Raw genomic sequence first — 25,868 nt, 5'->3', positions numbered from 1 at the left:
CGGCAAACATGGATATGCCGAACTGTGTGCATTGCCATTGTCAAGGCAGCGTCAAGAGCAGGTGCGCCCTTTCATGAGACCTTTTGCGTAAGTTGCGCCTGACAAATGGAGGCGCGCTTCTTCCCGCCCCTGTCAGCTCATGGCAAATGCCCATGCTTTAGAAGAGCGCATCCGCAAAGAGTTCCTCATCGTTCGAGGGAGCGACCGCGTTTTCGACGACAGGGCCCAGGTCACCGAAGATGGAAGCATGGATCTCGCGTTCGTTGGCCATGGTGTAGACCTTGAAAATACGCTCGGAAATGATGCCGAGCGGCTGTTCCAGACCATTCAAGCTCGCAAACCGATGGCGAGAAAGGCTGGCCTCTTCCGTGCACAACGCCAGCGTCTCGCCGATACCGGCCCGGAAATCCAGGCTGTTGACGACTTCGGCCACCTGCGACGTCATCTCGTCGCCACAGCGACGAAGTTCCTTCACGTTTGTATCCATGGAGGCACCCGCTTCGGCAATGTGAAGCAGTGCGGCATCGATATGCGCGCCAAGGCCGGAGGAATTCTCCTGCGACGTGTTTCCGCGCCAACCCTTGAGACCGGTCGACTGCGTCTCGAGTTTGCCGAGGCCTGTGAGGATCTTCTCCGCATCTTCGTCCAGGAGCGATGCAAAGGACCGCAATTCGCCGGCAACCACGTTGATGGCACGCCCCTCTTCCCCAAGCTTGCCGCAACGCAGATTGGTGTTGAGAGCCATATACTGGATATCACGCCGTACGAGCTGGATGGTCTGGATGCTGGTGGTGAGTTCCTTGACCATTTCCGAGGTTTTGTCGGCAAGCCGGTTCGCTCCGGCCGTCGCTGCATCGATACGATCGACGACGCTTCTTGCCGCCGATAGATCGCTGCGCAAAGAATTGATCGGGCTTTTCCCGTCAGCCCCGCTCTGCGCCATCATCGTCTGATAGAGGTCCAGCAGCGTGCGGATATCGCCGCTGAAGCTGCGGATATTGTCAACGATCTTCACCGTCTCGCGGTCGAACCCGCTGGCGGTTTCGCTCAACAGTCCAAAGGCAAGACTCATGGCCAGCTGAGAAATGCGCTCGCGATCCGATGCGGAAAGGGAAGCCGGCGCTTCGGCGGCGAGATAGTTTTCCGTGATGGAATAGACCGCCTGGCAGTGCTCCACCCTCTGTCGGGTGATATCGCCGATCTGCATGGCGGACAGCGTGTGAGCGACCTTGTTTTGAATCTTCCGCGCGAGTCCCGAAACGGTGTCAGCAAGTTCGGACAGGTTGCGACGCTGAACCTGAATTTCATCGGCGTTCGACACAAGGCTGCGTGCGATGGAGGGAATGCTGCCCAGATATTGTCCAAGCGAGCTGTCTTCATTGGCGGCGGCAGATTCGATCTGTTCTTCCATTGAGCGGATCTGCAGCGACAAGGCTCTCACCTCCTTGGCGGCAAATTCGATGCGCTCGACGATTTCGCTGGCAAAGCTTGAGAAATCGGGAATGCGTGCTCCGGCGATCTTGGCCGTTGCCGCAAAGGTCCGCAAATAGCGCAGCGTCTCTTCCATAGACAGAACATGTTCTGAAAGGAGCCGGCCCGTTTGGCCGATCGCAACGACGCAATCCTGACGGCGCACTTCGGCAGGCGGCAACTCGTGGAGCAGGTCAACCGTCTGGAGCAGGCGACCGGTAGCCTCGGCGGCGTTTTCTTCCTTCAGAGAATTGCCAATATGCTCGAGCAAGCCGACGAGTTTGGCGAGCGCCTCGGTGACGGTGATCAGAACAGCGCCGCCATCCAGAAACCGTTGCTCGATCTGCAACCGGGCACTTTCCAGGCGGTCAACAAAACTATCCGAATAAGTTGTAATTTTTCGGCTTGCCGCTGCATACGCCATACTATTTTGGGACCCCGCCTAAGACCGTCTTGCGGAAAGTAAGACGAACTCAAAAACACGGAGTTAACGCGGCACACGAAACTGTGACTGCCATTCATCCCATGAACCGGCCCGGTGTAAAGCTCTGGGCAAGACCGACCCCTTAAAAGCAGCCTTGGGCTCGCAAGTGCCCTTATACAACAAGCCAACGGTTCTATTTGCGATTCGATCGCAACGAGCCCGCTGAAGCTGATTGATTGCTTATGAATATTGCTGTCGATAAATATGCTTGGTCCTCCGACGACCTGGGCGAATTGCGAGAAAAGCTCAAGGTTACCGGCGCATCCGTCGTTTTCCGGAAGACTTCGGAAAGCGCGCATTTCCATCTCGACGTTACGGTTGCGATGATCCGAGAAATGGCGGCGTGGAAGAGCTCGTCCAAGACTGGCTATGAGATCGAGTATCTCTTCAGCCCCTCTGACCGCATCGAGCTGCATTTCGTCGAAAACGGGACGTTTCATGTCGAGACCGACGAACAGGAGTTCACGGCCACGGCAGGGACAACCTTCATGCTGCTGGCACCCAGCGCAACCAGACTTAAGGCGTCTATCGACGCGCGCAAGATCGCTCTCACCATCCCGCGCCTGCTATGCCTTCCATTGATCGACCTTGGAAATGACGACCCCGAGTTGTTTTTTCGTCGCTTCGACATGACGGCGGATATCGACGATAAGGGTGTGCGAACGATCCATCGCATGGCGGCGCTGTTGCTGGAACCGGGCGATCATCCCTTTGCGGAATCTCCGCTTGGGGCCTCGCTCTTTCAGGAAGCGCTCATTACGGCATTCATGCAGTCCTGGCCGAAATCGGCACGCAAGACGAAGGTCCACGCGGCGCATCCACGGAACCTCAAGCGCGCGCTCGACTGGATCCAGGCTCATCTTGGCGAAGAGTTTACAGTCCGCGATATCGCGAGAAACGCCGGACAGAGCGTGCGCAGCCTCCAACTATCCTTCCAGCAGAACGTTGGGATGAACCCGCAGAATTACGTTCAACGTCTGCGCCTGCAACAAATTCATTATGATTTGCTGCGCGGCGACCCCGATGAAAACATATCGGATATAGCGGCGCGGTGGGGTTTCAGCCACATGGGATACTTTGCGGCGCGCTATCGCGCCCTATATGGAGTGTCCCCATCATCGACGCGAATCGGCCGTCGAAATCCCGGCAATCCTGACGGCGTTTGATATCAGGAAAGCGCAATCTTATCATTTTATCGCAGTTAATTTCGAAATAGATCACTGCCGAGAGCAGATTTAACGCGCCGTTAGCCATTTAACGATTTCGTGAAATCAGCCAAGATTCACAATCATTGTGACGCGGCCCTTTCCCAGGAAAGGCCTCCCAAAACATCCAAACCGACAATCGTGAGCCGAGCCGCGTGTGACGTGGACGCTCCGCGGGGTACCTATGCGCGTCTTCGTAATAGATGACAGTCCATCCGTCGTGGCGACACTCCGTCGCGCGGTTGAAGCGATCAGCGGCAGCGAGGTCTTGTCGTTCCTGCACCCTGGCGACGCCCTCGATCGGCTCGAAGACCAGACGCCGGATCTGATCCTCGTCGACTACATGATGCCCGGCATGAATGGCGTCGAGGTCATCAGTCATGTTCGTAAGAATAGGCTTACGGCCCACGTCCCCGCCATCATGATCACTTCCCGCAAGGAAACCGACATCAAGCTGGCGGCGATGGAGGCGGGCGCAACCGAGTTTCTGAACAAGCCGATCGACGAGATGGAATTGACGATCCGCGTCCGCAACATCCTCAGCATCGGCGAGGAGCGCCTGGCGATTGCGGCCAAGGCAACCGCGCTGCAGAACGATTTCGACGCTGCCATGAAAAGGGTCGAGCGGCGCGAGGAGGAGATCATCTGGCGCCTCTCCAAGGCGATCGCCTGCCGTCACGGCGAGACGGCCGATCACTTGGATCGTGTCGCAATCGTTGCACGCATGATTGCCGAGGAAGTCGGCCTCGGTGCCCGCCATTGCCGCACGATCTTTCTTGCGAGCGCATTGCACGATATCGGCAAGATCGGCCTGCCGGATGCCATTCTTTCGAAGCCCGGACCGCTGAGCGTCGAAGAGCGTCGGCAGATGCAGAAGCACACCGATTTCGGTGGGGAAATCCTCGGTGAAAGTTCCAGCGAACTGATCCAGATCGCTCAGAGAATTGCCGAAAGCCATCATGAGAAATGGGACGGAACCGGCTACCCGAGAGGCCTGTCAACCGGCTCCATTCCCATCGAGGCCCGCATCGTCGCGATCGCCGATGTCTTCGATGCGCTGTGCTCGAAGCGCTCCTACAAGGCCGCCTGGCCGATTGCCGATGCCTTCCGCGAAATCGTCAACAGCAGCGGAACCCATTTCGATCCCGCCTGCGTCGCAGCCTTCTGCCGCCGCTGGACGGATATCAAAAGCCTCTTTGAACAACAGCAAGACGACAGTGATCCCATGACGACGGTTCCACCACTTCAGCTATCTCGAGGTCTGGCATGAGCGCACAAGCGGAAATTCTGCAGCTGCATGGTCCTTTGACGATCAAGACCATCGCCAACGTGCGAGATATCCTGCAGGTCTACCTTCAGGAGGCCGCCTCTCTCAGCCGTTCGCTCGTCATCGACGTCGACGGCAACGAGGATATCGATCTCACCTTGCCGCAGCTGCTGCTCTCGGCGCAGCAAACCGCCAATCAGGCAGGCATTCACATCGCACTGAACAAACCCGCGGACGGCAATTTTCTCGCCGTCCTGCAACGCGCCGGACTCCTGAGCGGGGACCGGCACAAAGACAGTTTCTGGCTAGAAGGAAAAGCAGCATGAGCGCCAATATTCTCACCGTCGATGACTCCGCCAGCATTCGGCTGACCACGCGCATTGCCCTGACCAACGCCGGATATACCGTCACGGAAGCAGTCGATGGCGCCGATGGCCTCGCCAAGCTGAAGACCGGCAATTTCGACCTCATCATTACCGATCTGAACATGCCGAATATGGACGGCCTGACGATGATCCGCAGCTTGAGACAACTCCCGGCCTATATGGGAACGCCCGTTATCTTCCTGACGACGGAATCGGACGGCGATCTCAAGCAGCAGGCCAAGGCAGCCGGCGCCACCGGCTGGCTGACGAAGCCTTTCGATCCGGAAAACCTCATCAAGATCGTACGCAAGGTTCTCGGCAGATGAACGATCTCGATCCGATCGCCGTCTTCAGGACGGAGGCCGCCGAGCAGCTCGAACTGATCGAGGCCGGCCTCCTCGATCTGATGCGGGATCTGAGCGACAGGGCTCAGATCGATGCGGTCTTCCGCGGGCTGCACACGCTCAAAGGGTCGGGCTCCATGTTCGGCTTCGATCAACTGGCCGCCTTCACCCATCATTGCGAAACCGCATTCGATCGGGTTCGCAAGGGTGAAGCTCCCGCCACCAAGGAACTGGTGGGCGCCGTTCTCGACGCGCAAGGCCATATGCAGGCTCTGCTGGAGAACCCGAACGGCGATTACGAGGCGATGAGCACAGTCCTTTTGGAAAAACTGCGTCTCGCTGTCGGCTCGAATGGCGCGCCGGTCGCGGCCGCAACGGCAACCGTCGCCATCTCCGAGGCCAATCCGACTGCAAGTGGCGGCGCCAGGACTTGGCTTTTGAAATTCAGCCTGCCGGCCAATTCCATGGCCAATGGCACCAATCCGCTCGGCCTTCTCGACGAACTGCGTGATCTCGGCGAATGCCGCATCGAGGCCGATATCGATGCCGTCCCGCTGCTTCAGGACCTCGATCCGCGCAACCTTCATATCGGCTGGACGGTTCATCTGACGACAGAAAAGCCCCGTTCCGACATCGAAGACGTCTTCATCTTCGTCATGGACGACATGGCCATGGAGCTTCGTGAACTCTCGGTCCAGCAACAGCAGGTCGCTGCACCTTCTGCTGCGAACTTGCAAAAGGCGATTGCGGATGCTCCTTCCAAGATTACCGCCTCGCCAAGTGACGCAGCAAAGGCACAGCCGTCGGACGCGAAGGGCCAAAAACAGGCAGACAATGTCCGCATCCCGGCATTGCGTCTCGACGAGATGATGGATCGGGTCGGCGAGCTGGTCATTGCCCAGTCACGGTTGAGCCAGATGGCGAATTCGGCTGCCGATCTCGGGCTCCGCTCCGTATCCGAAGAGATCGAGCGGCTTGCCGGCGAACTGCGCGACACGATGATGGTCCTGCGCATGATGCCGGTGGCAAGCCTCTTCAGTCGGTTCCGCCGGCTCGTTCACGATCTGGCGCGGGAAACCGGCAAGGATATCGAACTCATTACCGAGGGCGAAGGCACGGAGGTCGACAAGACCGTCATCGATCGCCTCGCCGATCCGCTCGTGCATCTCGTGCGAAACTCTATCGACCATGGGCTTGAAAGCCCGGAAGACCGTATCGCCGCCGGCAAGCCGGTGACGGGACGTGTCATCCTCTCCGCCCACCAGACCGGCAGCGAGGTCATTATCTCGATCAAGGATGACGGACGGGGCATCGACAGGCAGAAGGTGCGGGCGAAGGCGGAAGCCAACGGCCTCATTCAGCCGGGCGCTCAACTGACCGACAAGGAGCTTCTCCAGCTGATCTTCCAGCCGGGCTTCTCGACAGCGGAAAAGGTGACCAACCTGTCCGGTCGCGGCGTCGGTATGGACGTGGTCAAGAAGACGATCGAAACTCTGCGCGGAGCAATCGATATCGCGAGTGATTTCGGCAAGGGATCCGATATCGCCTTGCGGATCCCCTTGACGCTCGCCATCATCGACGGGCTTCTCGTGCGCGTCGGCAATGGCCGCTACGTGATCCCGCTTGCAGCGGTCGAGGAATGCCTGGAGCTTTCGGTCGAACAGGATCTGCGTTCGCGCGGGCGCAGCTTCATATCGCTGCGCGAAGATCTGGTACCCTTCCTCCGGCTTCGCGAGCTGTTCCGAACCGGTACGGAACCGGATCAGTACCAGAAGGTCGTGGTCATCTCTACCGGCAGTCAGCGGGTCGGCCTCGTCGTCGACCAGATCATCGGCGACCATCAGACCGTCATCAAGTCGATGTCGAAGCTCCACGATCACGTCTCCACCTTCTCGGGGGCGACCATTCTCGGTGACGGGAACGTGGCGCTGATCCTCGATGTCGTGAACCTGATCGCCGCCGGACAGCAACAGGAAACACAATTGCGGGCGGCAGGATGATGGAAACAGACGTTAAATCCGATTATCGCGCTGTATGGAACGGCGCCGAGGAACTCTCGGTTCTGACATTCAGCCTCAATGGCGAGACCTTCGCCATCGACGCGGTCGTGGTTCAGGAAATTCTGGACCTTTTGCCGGAAACCAACGTTCCCGGCAGTCTGCCTTTTGTCGGCAGCGTCATCAACTTCCGCGGCAAGGTGATCCCGCTTGCCGACATCCGCGTCGCTTTCGGCATGGAGCCTGGCAATGTGACGATCGACAGTCGCATCGTCGTCACCGCGTTGGAACTTGACGGCGAGACGACGCTGATCGGCATTAGAACCGACAAGGTTCACGAAGTGACGCAGCTGCATCAGTCGGCAAGTGAGCCACCGCCCATCATCGGCATGCGCTGGCGACCGGACTATGTTCACGCGCTGGTCAAGCGCGGGGGCGAATTCATCATCATTCCGAATCTGCGGGCGATCTTCTCATCGCAACGCGCAGGCGCGGTCAGAGCAACAGCATAAATCAGGGCAAAGGGTACCGGATGCGCTTCACGATCAAGCTCAAGCTGCTTTTAACCTTCGCTATCGTCATCGCCATGCTTCTCGGCACGGCGGTCTACAGCGTCAGCACAGTCGGTCAGGTCAACGATACCTGGTCCAGCACGTTGTCAGGCCCGGCCGAACGGCTGCGGCTTGCACAAAATCTCGACATTGCCGTCCTGCAGCAGCTGAGACAACAAAAGAACATCCTCCTGGCGGTAACGACGGATGAGATGAAGGGTTATATCGCAAAGAGCGATACGGCACGCGCGGCTTTTGACGCGGACCTCGCAAAGGTCCTGGCCAACGCGGTCGAGCAGGACATGGCCTACTGGTCGCAGATCAAGGATCTTTCCGTTGGCTGGCGCACCGCGGATGACCGCATTCGTACGCTGATGCTTGCCGGGGACAGTGCAGGCGCTCATCAGATTTCGTCCAACGAGGCCCGCGAGACGAGCACGAAGATCGACAGCGTCCTCGCACAGGTCTTCGATGCTGAGCGCGCCCGACTGAAGCAGGCGGATGCCGACGCAGCCGATGCCTACGTGCAATCACGCTTCATCCTGATCATCGTCGCGGCTGTCGCATCGATCATTGCGATGGTTTCCGCACTCTGGATCGTGATCTCGATCAACAAGGGCGTCAACCGAGCCGTCAAGACGGTGCAGACCGTCGCCGAAGGCGATCTGACCGAATTCGCCGTCATCACCACCAAGGACGAGATCGGCGATCTCCTGAGCCACGTCAATTCGATGATCGAGCGGCTTCGTGGGGTTGTCGCCGATGCACTGTCGGCCTCCGACAACGTGTCGTCGGGCAGCCAGCAGCTGTCGGCCGGCTCCGAACAGCTCTCGCAGGGCGCGACCGAGCAGGCCTCATCCGCCGAAGAAGCTTCCGCCTCGATGGAAGAGATGGCTGCCAACATCAAGCAGAACGCCGACAACGCCGCCCAGACGGAAAAGATCGCTCGCCAGTCCGCCAAGGACGCAGAGATCAGCGGCCAGGCCGTCGATCGCGCCGTCAATGCCATGCGCACCATTGCCGAGAAGATCTCCATCGTTCAGGAAATCGCTCGACAGACCGACCTTCTGGCGCTCAATGCCGCCGTCGAAGCGGCCCGTGCCGGCGAGCATGGCCGAGGCTTTGCCGTCGTCGCCTCCGAAGTGCGAAAGCTGGCCGAACGCAGCCAGGCGGCAGCCGCCGAAATCTCCAGCCTCTCGGGCGAGACCGTCACGGTTGCCACCGAAGCCGGCGACATGCTCTCGCGTCTGGTTCCAGATATCCGCAAGACCGCCGAGCTGGTCGCCGAAATCTCGGCCGCCTGCCGCGAGCAGGATATCGGCGCATCGCAGATCAACGAGGCCATCCAGCAGCTCGACAAGGTGACCCAGCAGAATGCCGGTGCATCCGAAGAGATGTCGGCGACCTCGGAAGAACTTGCAGCACAGGCCGAGGAACTGCAGGCTTCCATCGCCTTCTTCAAGGTCGAACAGCAGAATATTCGCAAGCCGCAGGGTACGCAGAGCCCGATCCATGCTCCTGCGCATCACGCCATGAACCCGGTCAGATCCAAGCCTGCGGCCAAAGCGGCCCCTGCTCGTGCGGCTTCCGCAAGATCGGACAACAGCGTCGCTGCTCAGCAGGCTCGTCTAAAGGGCTTCACCCTGGATATGTCCATGGGCGGCCCTGACGCGGATGATAGTGATTTTCGCCAGAGTGCCTGAACGGCAAGCTGAATCCAACACGATCCGGCGCTGAAAAGCGCCGGATCAAAAGGCCGGCAAATGCTACCGCAGGCCTCAAGAACCGGTTCCGGTTCGCGGAAGGGTGAATGTATCGGTCTTCGCGCATCAAGACGGCTCCCCGTCTGCCTTTTTAACGTTCAAACCTCTCCATCCTCAGGAGCTCCTCAGAGATGCGCTTTACGATCAAACTGAAACTGGCCCTTGCATTCGGCTTTCTCATCCTGCTGTCGAGCGGCATGTCGGTCCTCGCCATCACCAGCCTGTCGTCCCTGAATTCGGCCATCACCGATATCGTTCAGGGTCCGGCCGCCAACCTTCGAAACTCCGGCGATCTTTCCAGCGCCGTGCTGGATGCCATCCAGAATGAGAAGAATGCCATCCTCAATACCGATCCGCAGGCGATCGGCGGCTACATCGATGCCGTTCATGAACGGGAAGCGACGATCGAACAGCTCATACAGAAGCTCTCGGAAGATCCGGCGATTTCGGACAAAGTTGCAATATTTGCAAAGCAATATCCGGTCTGGAAGCAGATCGACGAGCAGATCCTCAAGCTTGCTACGGAAAATACCGACGAAAGCAATCGCAAAGCTGGTGGCCTCTCCATGGGCGAGGGTCGCAAGGCGAGCGACGTGATGCAGGAAGCGCTTGAGACCGTCAACAAGGCAATTCTCGAAGACCTGCACCAGACCGACCTGTCGACCAACGATCAGTATTCCTCTGCACGCAACCTTCTGCTGACGTCGCTTGCGGTCATGTTCCTCGTCTCGATTGCCGTCGCCACCTGGATCGCGCTGGGTATCAACCGCGGCCTGAAGAAGATTCAGTCGGTCGCCGAAGGCGTCGCTATCGGTGATCTCAACCAGAACATCGAGATCAAGACGAACGACGAAATCAAGGATCTCGTCAACACCATCAACGTGATGACCGGCAATCTGCGCAACACTGCGACGATCGCCGACCAGATCGCCAATGGCGATCTGACCGTGAAGCCGAAGCCGATGTCCGAAAAGGACACTCTGGGCATCGCGCTCGAATCCATGGTGGAACGCTTGCGCGGCGTCGTAACCGATGCACTGTCGGCCTCGGACAACGTGTCGTCGGGCAGCCAGCAGCTGTCGGCCGGCTCCGAACAGCTCTCGCAGGGTGCGACCGAACAGGCCTCATCCGCTGAAGAGGCTTCCGCCTCGATGGAGGAAATGGCTGCCAACATCAAGCAGAACGCCGACAACGCCGCCCAGACAGAGAAGATCGCTCGCCAGTCCGCCAAGGACGCAGAGATCAGCGGCCAGGCCGTCGATCGCGCCGTCAATGCCATGCGCACCATTGCCGAGAAGATTTCCATCGTTCAGGAAATCGCTCGACAGACCGACCTTCTCGCCCTCAACGCCGCCGTCGAAGCGGCCCGTGCCGGCGAGCACGGCCGCGGCTTTGCCGTCGTCGCCTCCGAAGTGCGAAAGCTGGCCGAACGGAGCCAAGCAGCAGCCGCCGAAATCTCCAGCCTCTCGGGCGAGACCGTCACGGTTGCGACCGAAGCCGGCGACATGCTCTCGCGGCTGGTTCCAGATATCCGCAAGACCGCCGAACTGGTCGCCGAAATCTCGGCCGCCTGCCGCGAGCAGGATATCGGCGCATCGCAGATCAACGAGGCCATCCAGCAGCTCGACAAGGTGACCCAGCAGAATGCCGGCGCATCCGAAGAGATGTCGGCAACCTCGGAAGAACTTGCAGCGCAGGCCGAGGAACTGCAGGCTTCCATCGCATTCTTCAAGGTCGAACAGGCCAACAACCGCCGGGCTGCGGCTGTTCATAATCCCGTCCATCACGCGATGGGTGCGCCGAAGTCGAAGCCGATTGCCAAGCCGGCTCCGCTCCGTGCGCCGTCCGCTCGCCCGGACAACAGCATCGCCGCCCAGCAGGCCCGTCTCAAGGGCTTCAGCTTGGATATGTCGATGGGCGGACCGGACGCGGATGACGCCGAGTTCAAGGAGAGCGCGTAAATGGTCGCAAGCAGCACCGAAGCTCAGTATGTGACGTTCGGTCTCGGCGATGAATGCTTCGCCGTTCCGGTCGAGGTGGTCCGGGAAATCCTGGACCACCAGGACGCCTTTCGAATTCCGCATGGACCGGACTATCTGCTCGGGCTGCGCGATGTGCGCGGCCAGGGCGTGCCGGTCATCGATCTACGCCTGCGTTTGGGCATGTCGGCAACCACAAAGAGCCCGCACACGCGGATCCTCGTGATCGACATTCCGATTGCGGATAAAGCACTCACGCTCGGTCTCGTCGCCGATCGCGTCTTTGAGGTCACGTCGTTCAAGCATCAGGCTATCGAAAGCGCACCCGATATCGGGGTGCGCTGGCCGTCCGAATACATTGCGGGCGTGGTGCGGCGGGAGAGCGGTTTCGTCGTCATCATCGATCTCGCGAAGCTTTTCTCGTCGTCCGACAAAGTGTCGTTGTTAGGCGTCGGCGCAAGCCGGAACGCTTCAGAGTTTGCCGCTGTTTGAGTGAGACATAACGTGCCAGTGCAGGAAGCGAGAGACTACGGGGACAAAGGTCTAAGCCGGCGCAACTTCGACCAGCTTGCCCGATACATTTACGACTATAGCGGCATCAAGATGCCGCCCGGCAAGCGCACCATGCTTGAGGGGCGGCTGCGGCGCCGGCTGCGGGCCACCGGCATCATCGATCTCGATGACTATTGCGATTATCTCTTCAAGCGCGGCGGTATCGATCGGGAAGCTATTCACCTCATCGATGCCGTCACCACCAACAAAACGGACTTCTTCCGGGAACCAAAGCATTTCGAGCATCTGGAGCGGTCCGCACTGCCGGAGTTGATTGCAGCCGGTCACAATCGGCTACGGATCTGGAGCGCGGCATGCTCCGTCGGCGCGGAACCCTATACGATCGCCATGGTTCTTGAAGATTATCGTGAGGCGCGGGGCGCACCGGATTACAGCATCTTGGCAACGGATCTTTCCACGGACGTTCTCAAGGCGGCGCAGAAAGGCGTCTATCCGGTCGGTATGGTCGATCCGGTCGACCGTCAGAAGCGCAGCCGCTACGTCATGGAAGCCCGCGACCCGGAGCGCGGCGAGGTTCGTATCCATCCGAAGCTGCGCGCCAGGATCGGCTTCGGTCGCCTGAACCTGATGGATCGAGCCTATGATATCGGCGACAAGGTCCACGTCGTCTTCTGCCGCAACGTTCTGATCTATTTCGACAAGCCGACACAGGAGAAGGTCCTGTCCCGGCTTTGCGAAAAGCTGGTCACGGGCGGCTTTCTCTATGTCGGCCACTCCGAAACCATCAGCGGACTCAACCTCCCTGTGAAGCAGGTGGCCAACACCGTTTTCAGAAAGGTGTGACGCGCATGGCCAAGAAAATCCGTGTGCTCATCGTCGATGATTCAGCCAGCGTTCGCCAGGTGATGACGCAGGTCCTGTCGGCCGATCCGGAGATCGAAGTGATGGGCGTTGCCGCCGATCCCTTCATGGCGGCCAAGAAGATCCAGGAAGAAATCCCCGATGTCATCACGCTCGATGTCGAGATGCCGCGGATGGACGGCATCACATTCCTGCGCAAGCTGATGACACAACGACCAATTCCGGTCGTCATGTGCTCGTCCCTGACCGAGGCCGGTTCGGAGACGCTGATGCAGGCGCTGGAAGCCGGTGCCGTCGATATCATCCTGAAGCCGAAGATCGCCGCCGCCGATCACCTGGCCGAAGCGGCGGACGCAATTCGGGAGACGGTCAAGGGCGCGGCCTCGGCCCGATTGGGAAATGCGCGCCGGCGCGTCATCGCCTCGATGGGAACCAGCGCAAAACTGACCGCAGATGTCGTACTGCCCCCGCCTACCGGCAGGGCCATGGCCAAGACAACGGAGATGGTCGTCTGTGTCGGCGCATCTACCGGCGGCACCGAAGCATTGCGCGAACTGCTTGTAGCGCTGCCGGCCAATACGCCCGGCATCGTCATCGTGCAGCATATGCCCGAGAAATTCACTGCCGCATTCGCCAAACGGCTGAACAGTCTCTGCGAAGTGGAGGTGAAAGAAGCGGAGCATGGTGACCCTGTCCTGCGCGGTCATGTCCTGATCGCGCCAGGCGGCAAGCATATGCTATTGGAACGCCAGGGCGCACGCTATGTCGTCGCCATCAAGGATGGTCCCCTCGTCTCCAGACACAAGCCCTCCGTCGACGTGCTCTTCCGCTCCGCGGCCCGCTCTGCAGCAGCCAACGCCATGGGTGTTATCATGACGGGCATGGGCGATGACGGCGCTCGCGGCATGAAGGAAATGCACGAGGCTGGCGCGTTTACCGTGGCCCAGGATGAAGAAACGTCCGTCGTTTTCGGCATGCCGAAGGAAGCAATCGCCCATGGCGGCGTCGACCGCACCGTCTCTCTCGACCAGATCGCCCGCGAGATCCTTGGCGCCGACAAGCGGCGTTGATGTCGGCGTGACACCGGCGATCAAGGCCTTTCAAAATGGTTTGTTAACCATAAATGCGTAACGATCTCCGCGAGCCATGACAGCCCGTCGCCCACCTCATTGCGTTGCCACACCGATCCGCCCAGGGAGTATCATCCATGGCTGTTTTGACCTTTGCCAACACCAAGGGCGGCGCCGGCAAGACCACCGCCGTCGTCATCGTTGCCTGCGAACTCGCCAGAATGGGCTTTTCGGTCGCAGTGCTCGACGCTGATCCGCAGCTCTGGATATCCAAATGGCATGAACGATTGGGCGACAGGGCGCCTGCTGCGCTCTCGGTCGTGCGCTATGTGACGGCTGCCAATCTTGGTCAGCATGCGCGCAAGCTGCGCGAGGAAGTCGATTTTCTACTGATCGATCTGCCCGGCGCTCGCAGTCCGCTTCTGGCGCAGGCAATCGGCTATTCGAACTATGTGCTGATCCCGGTGCAGGGCTCCGCCATGGATGCCGAAGGCGCGACCAATGTCATCGAACTCCTGCAATATCTGGACGACCGGGCCGCAATCCGCATTCCACACTCCGTGGTCCTCACCCGCGTCAATCCGATGGTGACGACCCGTGCGCTGCATTCGGTGAAAGAGCTTTTGTCCAGCCGCCGCGTGCATGTGCTATCCACGCCGATTATCGAGCGTGCGGCCTATCGCGAGGTCTTCGGCTACGGGCAAACCCTTTACTCGATCGATCCCGAGAGCGTCAGCAATCTCGACAAGGCGCAGCAGAATGCCCAGGCCCTGGCACAGGAAGTTCTGCGCCGCATCCTGCCCTATAGCGGCCGTGCAGATCAGGTAAAAGGCGAGCATCACAAGCTGTCGGCCTAACTTATCCGCGATGACGGTCAAGCCTCTCCACGCCCAGCTGTGGGAAGGACGACGCAGCTGATGCTGCAGGCGCAAGTGGTGAGCGCGTCGACTGAGCCCGCACGCACCGGCGCAATGCGTGCGCAGATAAAGCGCGTTTCCTGCAGCAGAGAGCGCAGGCCGCGCGATCACCGGATATTTTTGAACGTCGAAGTTGTCTTCGACGAAAATGCCGCTACTTCTACCGCGCGACGAAACTTACTTCACAATCCCGCCTCGACTGACATCAGGATATCAGGACTGCCAAATGCTTCGAGCCACGTTCAGCGCGCATGCCGCCGTTTTCGCCCTCATCGCTCTTTCCCCCCCAAGTTGCCTTTGCAGGCACGAAGCCTTCGTTCAATTGCGCCAAGGCGGACTCCGCGGCGGAAAAGGCCATTTGCAAGAACAACGGGCTGGCTGCGTCCGATGCCGCGATTGCCATAGCGTATAAAAAGCTTCAAACAACACTCGATCAAAAGGCTGCAGCCGCTCTTGCGGAAGATGAACGCTGGTTCGTCAGCACGCGCGACGCGATAGCCGAGGCTGCGGAGGGAATGGCGCGCTCGGATCTTGACAGTATCCTCAAGGATCGGCTTAAATTTCTGAAAGCCATCAACCCGCATCCACCCGTCGATTTCGCCGGCTCGTGGCATAATATTGCGGGCGGCTTCGACATCACATCGGCACCCGATGGAACGCTTGCTGTAAGCGGCAACGCCGCGCATCCGGTGACTGGCAACTGGGTCTGCGAATTCAACGGAAGCGCCAAACCGGACGGCGCCACGCTCGTCGTCAAAGACGAGAGTGACAAGGGCAACGATAAAGCTGCCGCCCTGAGGCTCACGCGGGATGGCGGTGCCTTGAAAGTGGAAACGATCCCTGCAGCGAATGCCGACGACGGCACATCGCCTTATTGCGGTGTGAACGGCTCCTTTGACGGTTCCTATTTCTCCGTTCCCGTCGGCTATAATTAGAGCACCGCCGAGACGCCTCGTCGAAAAGGTATGTCGTCCGTGGGAGGATATGCCATTTAATTTTGAAGCAAACACCTTGCCATGCCGCAATGCTGGCCCAGCTTGGTATCACACCCTTCCCTCAATCGATCGATGTTCAAATGCGCCCCTTGCTGCTTTTACCTCTTCTGCTCGCTTTCACCCCTCTCACCGTTGCCGCGGCGGAAACGCCATGTGCAGATCTCGTGGAGAGTAGCTCCGTCATCCAACATGCCGACGGCTTTGCCGTCTCGGAATTGCATGACGGCTGCGCAGTCACCAACGGACTTTTTAAATCCGACAGCAGAATTGGCTGGACATTCGACCGCGCTGAGTTGAAGGGCGACAATCTGGTTCAGATCCTCAAGTCCCTGCCGAACAAGCCCGATCATTTGCCGACGTGGGGACGACTCTCGGTGGAAGGCGCCCGGCTGACGCCGATCACAGATAATCCTCTCTCAAATTACATTGCCACCATTCAGCAATGGCCGATGGATATTTCTGGGTCCTTTCACTTCGATCCGAAGGACGGATATCTCGATATTCAGGAGCTACAGCTCACCAATCTGCGTGTCGGCAAGGCTTCGATCTCCGCCGAGCTGAGCCTGCCGAAGAATGCCAGCGCCTCCGCGCTGACACAGGAAGGTGCCGTCGGTCTGTCCCATATCCGGCTGAGGCTCGACAATCAGGGCCTGTTTGAGGGCATGGCCGTACCGTCGCTTGCCGCATTCACACAACAGATGACAGGCTCGGACGATCCGGCGCAAGGGCTCAATCACTTGCGCGATACGGCGATCACGGCACTGCAAGCGCTGCCTGATGCGAGAATCGATGCCGAATCGAAGACGGCGCTGCTCCGCTTCCTCCAGGATCTGCCGCACCCAACCGGCTTCTTCACCCTCGACCTTTCTTTCGACAAGCCGTTGAAGGTCGGCTCCAGCGATCTCGATGCCGCGCAACTTGCCCAAGCCGCGCTGGCAAGCGCAAAGATCGCCGTCAGCTACAAAGCCCGCTGATCCAAGACGTTCGAGGTGGGGATCAGATGGACTTCACCTCGCCTCCATCCATGCGCAAGGCTGAGCCGGTCATCCAATGGGCGCCCGGCGACACCAGAAACGCCATCAGTTCGGCAACTTCTTCCGGCTCGCCATAACGGGCGATCCCTGCCTCCTGCGGGAACTTGGCCGTGGCATCTTCGACCGTCATGCCATGAAGGGGCGCCCAATGCTCCAAGTAGGAGCGCCGCCGTCCGGTCATGACCGGACCGGGCAACACGCTGTTCACCTGGACGCCATCGGTAATACCGCGATCGGAGAAAGCCTTCGCCAAGGCGGTGATGGCGGCGTTTATGGTGCCAACGGCCGCATAAGGCGCCTTGGGAAAAACGGCCGAATTGCCGGACATGAGCACAACCGATCCCCTCGCCTCCTTCAAAGCCGGCCAGGCGGCGATCGTAAGCCTTCGTGCGCCATGCAGCTTCAGGGCCAGGCCATCCTCCCATTGTTGATCGGTCATGTCGAACAGGTCTACCTGCGGTACGGCACCGGCGATATTGAGTAAGGCATCGATCCGACCGAACGCTGCCAGCGTCCGCTCGACGACGATATCTGCCGTTGCGGGCTCCGCCAAATCGGCATCGATGATCAGCGCTCTCGCGCCGGCGGTCTCGACGGCCATGGCCGTCTCCTCCAGCTTCACCTTGTTGCGCGCGACGAGAACCAATGCGGAAAAATCTCTCGCAAGGCGGATGGCGGCCGCCTTGCCGATACCTTGGCTGGCGCCCGTGATGATGGCGACGGAAGTGGACATGGTTTGTCTCCGCTGTGTGAGAAAGAAATGGTGCACCCGGACCCGCCCGCTGCGATGCCGGCGGATCCGGCTCTTCAATCAACCAAGGAACTTACGGATTTCAGACGCGATCTCGGCAGCGTGTGTTTCGAGCGCGAAGTGACCGGTATCGAGGAATTTGACCACGGCTTCCGGAATATCCCGACGGAAAGCCTCCGCGCCTGGTGGCAGGAAGAATGGATCGTTCTTGCCCCAGACGGCGAGGAAACGCGGCTTGTGCGTGCGGAAATAGTTTTGGAACGTCGGGTAGAGCGCGACGTTGCTCTTGTAGTCGCCGAACAGGTCAAGCTGGATCGCTTCCGCACCGGGTCGCGCGGTATAGAAGCTGTCGAGCATATAGCCGTCTGGAGAAATACGAGAGACATCCACGACGCCGTGGGTATATTGCCAGGTGATTGCGTCCTGCTGCAGGAAAGGCTTCAGCGCATTTCGGTTTTCGTCCGAGGGATACTGCCAATAAGCCTGGATCGGGTTCCAGCCCTCGCTCAGACCTTCTTCATAGGCATTGCCGTTTTGTGAAATGATCGCGGTAATGCGCTCCGGATGCTTGACGGCCAGACGGAACCCCGTCGGAGCGCCATAATCGAAGACATAGACGGCGTAACGATCAAAGCCCACGATCTCGGTAAAGCGATCGATTGTTGCAGCGATACTGTCGAAGCTGTTGCTGCTTTTCGGCGCATCCGACTGCCCGAAGCCCGGCAGATCTGGCGCGATAATGTGGTAGCGATCGGCGAGAAGCGGGATGAGATCGCGGAACATATGACCCGAGCTCGGGAAGCCGTGAAGCAAGAGCAGTTTCGGCGCACCCGCCAAACCCGCCTCGCGATAAAAGACTTTCACCCCATCGACGTTGATCGAACGGTAACTGACATTGGTCATAGCAAGGTCCTTTCATTAACCTCTAAGACAGAATTTTCCAGGTTACATATCGCTCAGCTTTGAGCACCGGCTCTTGCCGCTTTTGTCCAAAAATTGGCAAAGCAAGGCGTTTTTCCGTGAATTCCTCAACTCACACTGTCATTTTGTAACCTATCCAAATGCATTAATAAGGTTACTCAAAAGACGGGTAACTTGTCAAGCGCCATTTAACAGGTTATAGGTCTGGCAATTTTCCGAGACCGACGGCGCTCCTCTTTCATCCGCGGCTCAACAGGAGGCACGATGGATAACCACTCTCCCGCAATTTTTGTCGCTGACACGCTGGGATTGGATTTTCTGAATTCCGTGGCAACGCCTGCCGACGTGCCCGTCGAGTGGATCGGGGATGGCGAAGGTTTGCTTCGCTGGCTTGAACAGACATCCCTGGTGCCGGCTGAAGCGCTGGCCGCGATACGCAAGCTGGCCCTCCCGGGTGAACTCGACAAGGTCGCCGACCAGGCGCGCACTCTGCGTGAATGGTTCAGGAGTTTCGTGAACGCCCACAAGGGCCGCCCACTGACACGGGATGCGATCCACGAGCTCGAACCGCTGAACCGGCTGCTTGCGCGGGACGAAAGCTTCAATCGCCTCGTGTCAAGGGAAGACGGGACCGGCCTGGATTTTCAGCCGGCGCGCAAATGGCGGACACCCGACTCCCTACTACTCCCGATCGGCGAGGCGCTGGGGCGTTTTGTCTGCACTGAGGATTTTTCGGATGTTAAGGCCTGCGAAGGCCATGCCTGCACGCTGCTCTTTGTCGATCACACGCGCGGTCATCGCCGCCGCTGGTGCAGCATGGCGATGTGCGGCAACCGCGCTAAACAGGCGGCTCACCGTCATCGGCTTAAACAGGGATAAAATACGCCGGCGCACCGCGCGTGGTGCATGGCAAGAATTTGCCGGCGGGGACAATATCCGCGCCGGCATCTGTCTATTCGGCAGCCGAAACTCGGCGACTTAGACCGGATCCTCGCGATGCAGGTCGTGTATGGCAACGGCATCGTCGCTGAAGGGCGGCAGCAGCCATTCGGTGTGGCGCAAAGTACGCTTGGTGTCCTCAAGGCCCATATCCCAATGCTCGCGCATCGAAGTGCCGGAGAACTCATAGTCCTTGGCATGGCCTTCGTAGTTCTTATGCTGATAGATCAGGTGGACGATATTGACGACGCCAGCGTCGGAGTAATCGGCAATCAGCTCTTCCTCTTCCGGCGTCAGCTGCTCCTTTGGAACGCGCTTCAGCGCATTCAAAAGCTTCATCTTCAACCCGTGAATGCGCCTGAAATTATCGGTATTCTGCCTGGTACGGCTCGAATACATGATATCCTTATGCCGAGACAGGACGTCGGGCATGCTTCGCGGCAGAACACCACGGGCGCTGAAGAGGTCGACCTGGAAAACCAGCGAGCTGCGATCCTCCTCCTGATCGAGCAGATATTGCAGCGGCGTATTGGAAACGATGCCGCCATCCCAGTAATATTCGCCTTCGATACGGATAGCCGGCAGGGCCGGCGGCAAGGCACCGCTTGCCATGATGTGCTCCGGACCAATGCGGATATTGTCGGTATCGAAATAGACGAAGTTGCCGGTGCGGACATTGACGGCGCCGACGCTAAAGCGCTTCTTGCCATCGTTCAGCACATCGAAGTCGATCAGCATTTCCAGCGTGTTCTTCAACTCCGAAGAATCGTAGAAACTGGTCGCGCCTTCCGCTCCCGGCAGTTCGAACCATGGATTGGGAAAACGCGGCTTGAAGAAGCCGGGTTGGCCCATGGTCATCGTCATCCAGGAGCTGGTCCGGTTGCGAATATCGCGAAAAATATCGCCTTCCGGCGTGTAGGCCCAGATCTTGCGGCCGGAAATGATCTGCCAGAACTGCTCAAGGCGCTGCAGGCGGCGGCTCGGCTCGTTGCCGGCAATGATCGCGGCATTGACAGCTCCAATCGACACGCCGGAAAGCCAGGTCGGCTCGCATCCTTCGTCGGCCAGCGCCTGATAGACGCCTGCCTGATAGGCGCCAAGCGCGCCGCCGCCCTGGAAAACCAGGGCGACACGATCATATTGCGTTGCAATTTCCGAGATGGTCGGCACAGCGGCCTTGGCGTTTCTCTCAAGCACGATCAGTCTCCAGCAAAGGGCAGAAATGAGGCTCTATTACTTGCGTTCGGCAAGGTAGTCGTAGACGACTTCACCCAGCCCGAGCGTCAGGTTGGCGGTGAAATGGACGGCCGAAACCACGTCCAGAACGGGAAGACGCGCAACGTCGGCCATGACATGCGGACGCAAATCGAGAGCCGCGGGCGACGTCCAGGCCTCCTTGATCGTGATGTCGGTGAGGTAGTAGCGCACCAGCTCGCAGATCCGTGGCGTCGCATCCACATGCGGAATGATCTTGATCAGGAAATTGGGCTCAGACAGGGCAGCAAGGAGCGGAGCCTGCTCGATCGGCTTATGCTTGTAGCCCATCGTCCCGGTCGCGCAGAGAACACTGCCATAATGCAGCGTGCCGACGATGACTTCGCCTTCGTTGACGATCTTCGGACGCGCCAGCTTCTTGGGGAAGCCCCAGATCTCGCGGCCGCCGGTGATCGGCGCATCGTCGTCGAGATACATGGAATGGACGTAGCCGCCCGCTTCGCCCTTATATTTGACCGGGATAACCTGTCCCGTTTCCGTATAATCGCCGAAGCCGGTGGAGTCCGGCATGCGAATGAATTCGTATTTCACCAACGGTTCGTCGATCTCGAGTGGCTCCGGCACAATGGCTTCGAGAGCCTCGCGCGACGTGCGATACGTGATGACGATGTACTCGCGATCGAAGAACCGATAAGGTCCCGGAGGATAGGAGGGATTGTTCAGCGGCATCGCATAGGCATGCTTGAGAATGTCTTCGACCTTCATCGTATTTTCCGTTGTTAGAGAAAACAGCCGGGCGCCCGCGACGGAAACTTGCACGGTTGCATGACACGCAAGTGTCAGTGTCGTATTGCGACCGCCGATCCTCGATACGCCTGTAATCAAAGCGACATATGACGCTGGCAGTGTGCGCTCATCTCGGCATTTTCCATCTACTCAACCTGTCACAGAGATTGCGGGAGTTGCATTATGGGTTCGTTGACTTCGAAGAATGCGCTGGTCACTGGTTCGACGAGCGGTATCGGGCTTGCCATTGCGCGCGCCTTTGCCGCCGAAGGCGCCAATGTGACAATCAACGGTCTCGGCGATGCCGCCGCGATCGAAAAGGAGCGCGCTGCCATCGAAGCGGATTTCGGCGTGAAATGCCGTTACTCCGGCGCCAACATGATGAACGGCGAGGAAGTGACCTCGATGGTGCGTGAAGCCGAGGAAGCCTTCGGCAGCCTCGACGTTCTTGTCAACAATGCAGGCATCCAGTTCGTCGCTCCGATCGAGGAATTCCCGGATGACAAGTGGGAAGCCATCATCCGCATCAATCTCCTTGCCGCTTTCTACGCAATCAAGGCGGTCATCCCCGGCATGAAAGCTCGCAAGTGGGGCCGCATTATCAACACGTCCTCGGCGCACGCGCTGGTCGCCTCACCGTTCAAGTCGGCCTATGTTTCGGCCAAACACGGCATCACCGGCCTCACCAAGACCATCGCACTCGAAGCCGCGCAGGACGGCGTGACCGTCAACTCCATCGCGCCTGGCTATGTATGGACGCCATTGGTTGAAAAGCAAATCCCAGAGACGATGAAGGCCCGCAACATGACGGAGGAGCAGGTCAAGCATGACGTGCTGCTCGCCGCCCAGCCGACGAAAGAATTCGTCACTGTCGACGAAGTCGCGGCCATCGCCGTGTTCCTCTGCAGCGACGCTGCCAAGCAGATCACGGGCACGACGCTATCCGTGGATGGCGGTTGGACTGCCGAGTAAATCCAGCAGCGACAACCGGCCGTATAACGGCCGGTTTTGGCCGTTTGAAATATCAGTATCAATACGCAACAGAGCAGGAGGCTTAAAATGACCGACGAAACCCAGGACCCGCTCAGCCGCATCAAGGACGAGATCGTCGACAGCTTCGACGAAGAGCTGGAGATGCAGCTCGAGGAAGACCGTCTGGACGAATTGGTTGCCGAGGGCTTGATCGGTGAAGGGGAAGCGGCGCTCGACCGCCGTGTCTATTTCCGTGAGCTCTTTCGTCTCCAGCACGAACTGGTCCGCCTGCAGGACTGGGTTCAATACAAGAAGCTCAAGGTCGTCGTCCTGTTCGAAGGCCGTGATTCCGCCGGCAAGGGCGGCGCTATCAAGCGCGTGACCCAGCGCCTCAATCCGCGCGTTTGCCGCGTCGTTGCACTGCCGGCTCCGACCGAGCGCGAGCGGCATCAGTGGTATTTCCAGCGCTATGCGGCACACCTGCCGACGGCCGGTGAAATGGTTCTCTTCGACCGCAGCTGGTATAATCGCGCCGGTGTCGAGCGCGTCATGGGCTTCTGCACACCGGATGAGCTGGAAGAATTCTTCCGCTCGGTGCCGGATTTCGAACGCATGCTGGTTCGCTCCGGCATCATTCTCCTCAAATACTGGTTCTCGATCACCGACGAGGAGCAGGAGTTCCGCTTCAACATGCGTATCCAGGATCCGTTGAAGCAGTGGAAGCTCTCGCCGATGGACCTGCAGAGCCGCGTTCATTGGGAAGAGTATACCAAGGCCAAGGAAGAAATGCTGGACCGCACCCATATTCCGGAAGCACCGTGGTGGGTCGTCCATGCCGTCGACAAGAAGAAGGCGCGCCTCAACTGCATCGCGCACCTGCTGCAGCAGATCCCTTATGAAGCAGTGCCGAAGCCGGAAATCATCCTTCCGGAGCGCATGCGCAACGCCGACTATCATCGCACGCCGGTTCCCCCGGAAATGTATGTGCCGGAAATTTACTGATCAAACTGGCGGGCCTGTCCATGATAGGTCCGCCAGCCTCACGGCTTGCCGCCAAGCGGCCAAATCTCAGCCGGGGCGATAAGCCCACTCCGAGAGACCACCCATGCCCAGTCGTTGCATGACTTCGTAAGCAACTCTGCGATTAAGCGGATTGTGCAGCCTGACGACCTTGGATCCGAGAAAATCCATGTCGGCATGCTCGAAAGGTTTCAGATGCTGGGCCTCGCAGATCGCGGCGCGATAAAAGTCATGATACTCCCGCCGGCACACATAGGTCTTGTATTTCGTCATGCAGAAGGCAACGAACCTGTCGCTGTTCCTGCGTAGAAAGTCCGAGACGCCGATCGTCACCTCCGGCCACGCGGGATTGAAGGTATCGTCGAACGCAATGATGCCGTGATCGGCCAGAACGCTTCCGGCGAGATGACTATCGGCAACCACGTGACGAAGCAGATGACCGCCGTCGATGCTGAAGAAACGCACTTTGCCGATCTTGTCGATAATCGCCTGCGGATCGAGCCGCGTGCTGTCGCCGGAAATCACAAGCTCTTCGTCGACTGGAATCCCCATTGACCTGCCATTGTCGAGGAAGCGCTGATATTGCGCATCACCCGCTTCGATGTCGAAAAGATCGATCGCAAGAACGTTGTTGTCGGGAGCGCTGATCTTGCGCAGCAGGAAATAAGAGCGCCCGTAATAGACGCCGATTTCGGCAAGGCCGCCAAGCAGGTTTTCCTGCTGCTGCTTTTCGATCAGCGACAAGAAGACAAGCGCATCCGGCGGATCGATGTAACCATCTATTTTCTGGAGATCGCGGAACACGAACTTTCGGACGCTTGAATTCAAATTCGAACCTCATTGCTCTTCATCGTGCATTTCGACAGCGTCCGCTCTTGGGTTATCGGCCGGACGAAAAAACATCGATTGGCTGCCCTGATGCGCGCGAACCATGTGACCGCGAGCCTTCGGGAATTGGGACGGCGACTGGACAAGGCGAGAACTGCCCATAATCATTCAGGCCTTTCTGTCGTGTATCGGACAATGCTGCGCTGGCTGGATACATCCAAACCGAGAGCATGACGCCATCATGCGCGGTGATGGCGAAACGCACGTCTGCACCCTAAATAATATATAACAGAAGTCTAAAATTCAATTCATCAGCCGAGGAGACCACGATGACTGCGCCACACCCGTCCAAGACGCATATCGGCAATCATGCCTTGCATCCGGAAACTCAGATGTTGAATTACGGCTATGACCCTGAATTGTCCGAGGGTGCGGTCAAGCCTCCGGTCTTCCTGACGTCCACCTTCGTTTTTAAATCGGCGGAAGATGGGCGCGATTTCTTCAACTATATCTCCGGCCGCAGCGAGCCGCCGAAAGGTGCCGGTGTCGGCCTCGTCTATTCGCGATTCAACCATCCAAACAGCGAGATCGTCGAAGACCGGCTTGCCGTTTACGAGCGTACGGAAAGCTGCGCGCTCTTCTCCTCCGGCATGTCGGCCATTGCCACGACGCTTCTTTCCTTCGTGCGGCCCGGCGATGCCATATTGCATTCCCAGCCGCTCTATGGAGGCACGGAAACGCTGATCGCCAAGACGTTTCTCAATCTGGACGTCTCGGCAGTTGGCTTTGCGGATGGCGTGAGCGAGGCATCTGTGATGGCGAGCGCGGAAACTGCCATGGCGAAGGGTCGGGTTTCAATCATTCTCGTGGAAACGCCCGCCAACCCGACGAACAGCCTCGTCGATGTCGCCATGATCCGTCGCGTCGCCGATGCCATCGGCAAGAAGCAGGGCCACACACCGATCGTCGCCTGCGACAACACCTTGCTGGGTCCGGTGTTCCAGCGACCGATCGAGCACGGAGCCGATATCTCGCTCTATTCGCTGACCAAATATGTCGGCGGCCATTCAGATCTGATCGCCGGCGCGGCGCTTGGCTCGAAAGCCGTGATGAAGCAGGTGAAGGCCTTGCGCGGCGCGATCGGTACACAGCTCGATCCGCACTCCTGCTGGATGCTCGGGCGCTCCCTCGAGACGCTGCAGATCCGCATGGAACGGGCAAACAGCAATGCCCAGGCCGTCGCCGGCTTTCTCCGGGATCATCCGAAAGTCGAGCAGATTCACTATCTCGCCTACTCGGATCCGACATCGCCGACAGGCAAGACATTTGCCGCCCAATGCAGCGGTGCCGGCTCGACCTTTTCCTTCGATATAAAGGGCGGACAGCCGGCATCGTTCAAGTTCCTGAACGCACTTCAGATCTTCAAGTTGGCCGTCAGTCTAGGCGGCACGGAGTCGCTTGCTTCCCACCCGGCAACAACCACACATTCGGGTGTGCCTATCGATGTTCGCCATCGCATCGGCGTGTTGGAATCGACGATCCGTCTGTCGATCGGAATAGAACATCCCGACGACCTGATCGCGGATCTAGCTTCAGCGCTCGACGCGGCTTGAGGACTTTG

24 protein-coding genes are annotated in these 25,868 nt (G+C 58.9%); 18 read left to right on the top strand and 6 right to left on the bottom strand.

Annotated elements, in window-relative coordinates:
- Nucleotides 1-157: 157 nt before the first annotated feature.
- Nucleotides 158-1,819 (bottom strand): hypothetical protein, encoded by a 1,662-nt coding sequence (locus HGP17_RS15620; protein WP_168810478.1) that lies wholly within the window; start codon nucleotides 1,817-1,819, stop codon nucleotides 158-160.
- Nucleotides 1,820-2,136: 317 nt separating this feature from the next.
- Here HGP17_RS15620 and HGP17_RS15615 point away from each other — a divergent pair, with 317 nt between their 5' ends.
- The 14 genes from HGP17_RS15615 to HGP17_RS15550 all read left to right on the top strand — a co-directional run bounded on the left by HGP17_RS15615 (nucleotide 2,137) and on the right by HGP17_RS15550 (nucleotide 16,755).
- Entirely contained in the window at nucleotides 2,137-3,120 is a 984-nt protein-coding gene (locus tag HGP17_RS15615; protein WP_168810476.1) for an AraC family transcriptional regulator, read from the top strand.
- Nucleotides 3,121-3,343: 223 nt separating this feature from the next.
- Nucleotides 3,344-4,429, top strand: coding sequence for an HD domain-containing phosphohydrolase (locus HGP17_RS15610; protein ID WP_168810474.1), 1,086 nt, complete (start codon nucleotides 3,344-3,346; stop codon nucleotides 4,427-4,429).
- The gene (locus HGP17_RS15605; RefSeq protein WP_168810472.1) at nucleotides 4,426-4,752 is read left to right on the top strand and encodes an STAS domain-containing protein; all 327 of its coding nucleotides are present in this window, start codon (nucleotides 4,426-4,428) and stop codon (nucleotides 4,750-4,752) included. The genes HGP17_RS15610 and HGP17_RS15605 overlap by 4 nt, the downstream gene beginning before the upstream one ends.
- Entirely contained in the window at nucleotides 4,749-5,117 is a 369-nt protein-coding gene (locus HGP17_RS15600) for a response regulator (protein WP_168810470.1), read from the top strand. The genes HGP17_RS15605 and HGP17_RS15600 overlap by 4 nt, the downstream gene beginning before the upstream one ends.
- A complete protein-coding gene (locus HGP17_RS15595; protein WP_168810468.1) occupies nucleotides 5,114-7,135 on the top strand; it encodes a chemotaxis protein CheA in 2,022 nt (673 codons plus the stop codon). The genes HGP17_RS15600 and HGP17_RS15595 overlap by 4 nt, the downstream gene beginning before the upstream one ends.
- Nucleotides 7,135-7,644 (top strand): chemotaxis protein CheW, encoded by a 510-nt coding sequence (locus HGP17_RS15590; protein ID WP_246704114.1) that lies wholly within the window; start codon nucleotides 7,135-7,137, stop codon nucleotides 7,642-7,644. Before HGP17_RS15595 ends, HGP17_RS15590 begins: the two co-directional genes overlap by 1 nt.
- A 20-nt stretch (nucleotides 7,645-7,664) precedes the next feature.
- Entirely contained in the window at nucleotides 7,665-9,386 is a 1,722-nt protein-coding gene (locus HGP17_RS15585; protein ID WP_168810463.1) for a methyl-accepting chemotaxis protein, read from the top strand.
- Between the two features lie 191 nt (nucleotides 9,387-9,577).
- The gene (locus HGP17_RS15580) at nucleotides 9,578-11,407 is read left to right on the top strand and encodes a methyl-accepting chemotaxis protein (RefSeq protein WP_168810461.1); all 1,830 of its coding nucleotides are present in this window, start codon (nucleotides 9,578-9,580) and stop codon (nucleotides 11,405-11,407) included.
- A complete protein-coding gene (locus tag HGP17_RS15575; protein WP_168810459.1) occupies nucleotides 11,408-11,917 on the top strand; it encodes a chemotaxis protein CheW in 510 nt (169 codons plus the stop codon).
- A 12-nt stretch (nucleotides 11,918-11,929) separates the two neighbouring features.
- The gene (locus HGP17_RS15570; protein ID WP_348648947.1) at nucleotides 11,930-12,781 is read left to right on the top strand and encodes a CheR family methyltransferase; all 852 of its coding nucleotides are present in this window, start codon (nucleotides 11,930-11,932) and stop codon (nucleotides 12,779-12,781) included.
- 5 nt (nucleotides 12,782-12,786) lie between these two features.
- Nucleotides 12,787-13,869, top strand: a complete 1,083-nt coding sequence (locus HGP17_RS15565; protein ID WP_168810455.1) for a chemotaxis response regulator protein-glutamate methylesterase — start codon at nucleotides 12,787-12,789, stop codon at nucleotides 13,867-13,869.
- Between the two features lie 137 nt (nucleotides 13,870-14,006).
- Nucleotides 14,007-14,726, top strand: coding sequence for a ParA family protein (locus HGP17_RS15560; protein ID WP_168810453.1), 720 nt, complete (start codon nucleotides 14,007-14,009; stop codon nucleotides 14,724-14,726).
- 311 nt (nucleotides 14,727-15,037) lie between these two features.
- Entirely contained in the window at nucleotides 15,038-15,721 is a 684-nt protein-coding gene (locus HGP17_RS15555) for a hypothetical protein (protein WP_168810451.1), read from the top strand.
- Nucleotides 15,722-15,861: 140 nt separating this feature from the next.
- Nucleotides 15,862-16,755 (top strand): hypothetical protein, encoded by an 894-nt coding sequence (locus tag HGP17_RS15550; RefSeq protein WP_168810449.1) that lies wholly within the window; start codon nucleotides 15,862-15,864, stop codon nucleotides 16,753-16,755.
- Between the two features lie 22 nt (nucleotides 16,756-16,777).
- Here the strand turns inward: HGP17_RS15550 and HGP17_RS15545 are convergent, their stop codons facing one another.
- Nucleotides 16,778-17,548 carry an SDR family oxidoreductase gene (locus HGP17_RS15545; RefSeq protein WP_168810447.1) on the bottom strand — a complete coding sequence of 257 codons (771 nt, stop codon included), beginning with the start codon at nucleotides 17,546-17,548 and terminating at the stop codon, nucleotides 16,778-16,780.
- A gap of 78 nt (nucleotides 17,549-17,626) precedes the next feature.
- Nucleotides 17,627-18,469 carry an alpha/beta hydrolase gene (locus HGP17_RS15540; protein WP_168810445.1) on the bottom strand — a complete coding sequence of 281 codons (843 nt, stop codon included), beginning with the start codon at nucleotides 18,467-18,469 and terminating at the stop codon, nucleotides 17,627-17,629.
- Between the two features lie 282 nt (nucleotides 18,470-18,751).
- On the opposite strand from HGP17_RS15540, the gene HGP17_RS15535 reads away from it, so the two are divergent.
- On the top strand, nucleotides 18,752-19,366 hold the full coding sequence (locus tag HGP17_RS15535; protein ID WP_168810443.1) for an ABATE domain-containing protein: 615 nt from the start codon (nucleotides 18,752-18,754) through the stop codon (nucleotides 19,364-19,366).
- A gap of 99 nt (nucleotides 19,367-19,465) precedes the next feature.
- On the opposite strand, the gene HGP17_RS15530 is transcribed toward HGP17_RS15535, so the two are convergent.
- Both HGP17_RS15530 and HGP17_RS15525 read right to left on the bottom strand, forming a co-directional pair.
- Nucleotides 19,466-20,623: a patatin-like phospholipase family protein gene (locus HGP17_RS15530; RefSeq protein WP_168810441.1), complete on the bottom strand. Its 1,158-nt coding sequence runs from the start codon at nucleotides 20,621-20,623 to the stop codon at nucleotides 19,466-19,468.
- A gap of 36 nt (nucleotides 20,624-20,659) precedes the next feature.
- Nucleotides 20,660-21,406, bottom strand: coding sequence for an acetoacetate decarboxylase (locus tag HGP17_RS15525; RefSeq protein ID WP_168810439.1), 747 nt, complete (start codon nucleotides 21,404-21,406; stop codon nucleotides 20,660-20,662).
- A 204-nt stretch (nucleotides 21,407-21,610) separates the two neighbouring features.
- Here HGP17_RS15525 and HGP17_RS15520 point away from each other — a divergent pair, with 204 nt between their 5' ends.
- Entirely contained in the window at nucleotides 21,611-22,399 is a 789-nt protein-coding gene (locus HGP17_RS15520) for a 3-hydroxybutyrate dehydrogenase (RefSeq protein ID WP_168810437.1), read from the top strand.
- An 87-nt stretch (nucleotides 22,400-22,486) separates the two neighbouring features.
- Nucleotides 22,487-23,401 (top strand): polyphosphate kinase 2, encoded by a 915-nt coding sequence (gene ppk2 / locus HGP17_RS15515; RefSeq protein ID WP_168810435.1) that lies wholly within the window; start codon nucleotides 22,487-22,489, stop codon nucleotides 23,399-23,401.
- Nucleotides 23,402-23,467: 66 nt separating this feature from the next.
- Here ppk2 and HGP17_RS15510 read toward each other — a convergent pair whose 3' ends face one another.
- Entirely contained in the window at nucleotides 23,468-24,247 is a 780-nt protein-coding gene (locus tag HGP17_RS15510) for a class I SAM-dependent methyltransferase (RefSeq protein WP_168810433.1), read from the bottom strand.
- Between the two features lie 329 nt (nucleotides 24,248-24,576).
- On the opposite strand from HGP17_RS15510, the gene HGP17_RS15505 reads away from it, so the two are divergent.
- Nucleotides 24,577-25,860: a cystathionine gamma-synthase family protein gene (locus HGP17_RS15505; protein ID WP_168810431.1), complete on the top strand. Its 1,284-nt coding sequence runs from the start codon at nucleotides 24,577-24,579 to the stop codon at nucleotides 25,858-25,860.
- The last annotated feature ends 8 nt before the right edge of the window (nucleotides 25,861-25,868 follow it).

It is taken from the genome of Rhizobium sp. P38BS-XIX, from assembly GCF_012641435.1.
Classification (GTDB): Bacteria; Pseudomonadota; Alphaproteobacteria; order Rhizobiales; family Rhizobiaceae; genus Rhizobium.
Note: the sequence above shows the minus strand (reverse complement) of the source record. Positions and strands in the feature narration are given on the sequence as shown.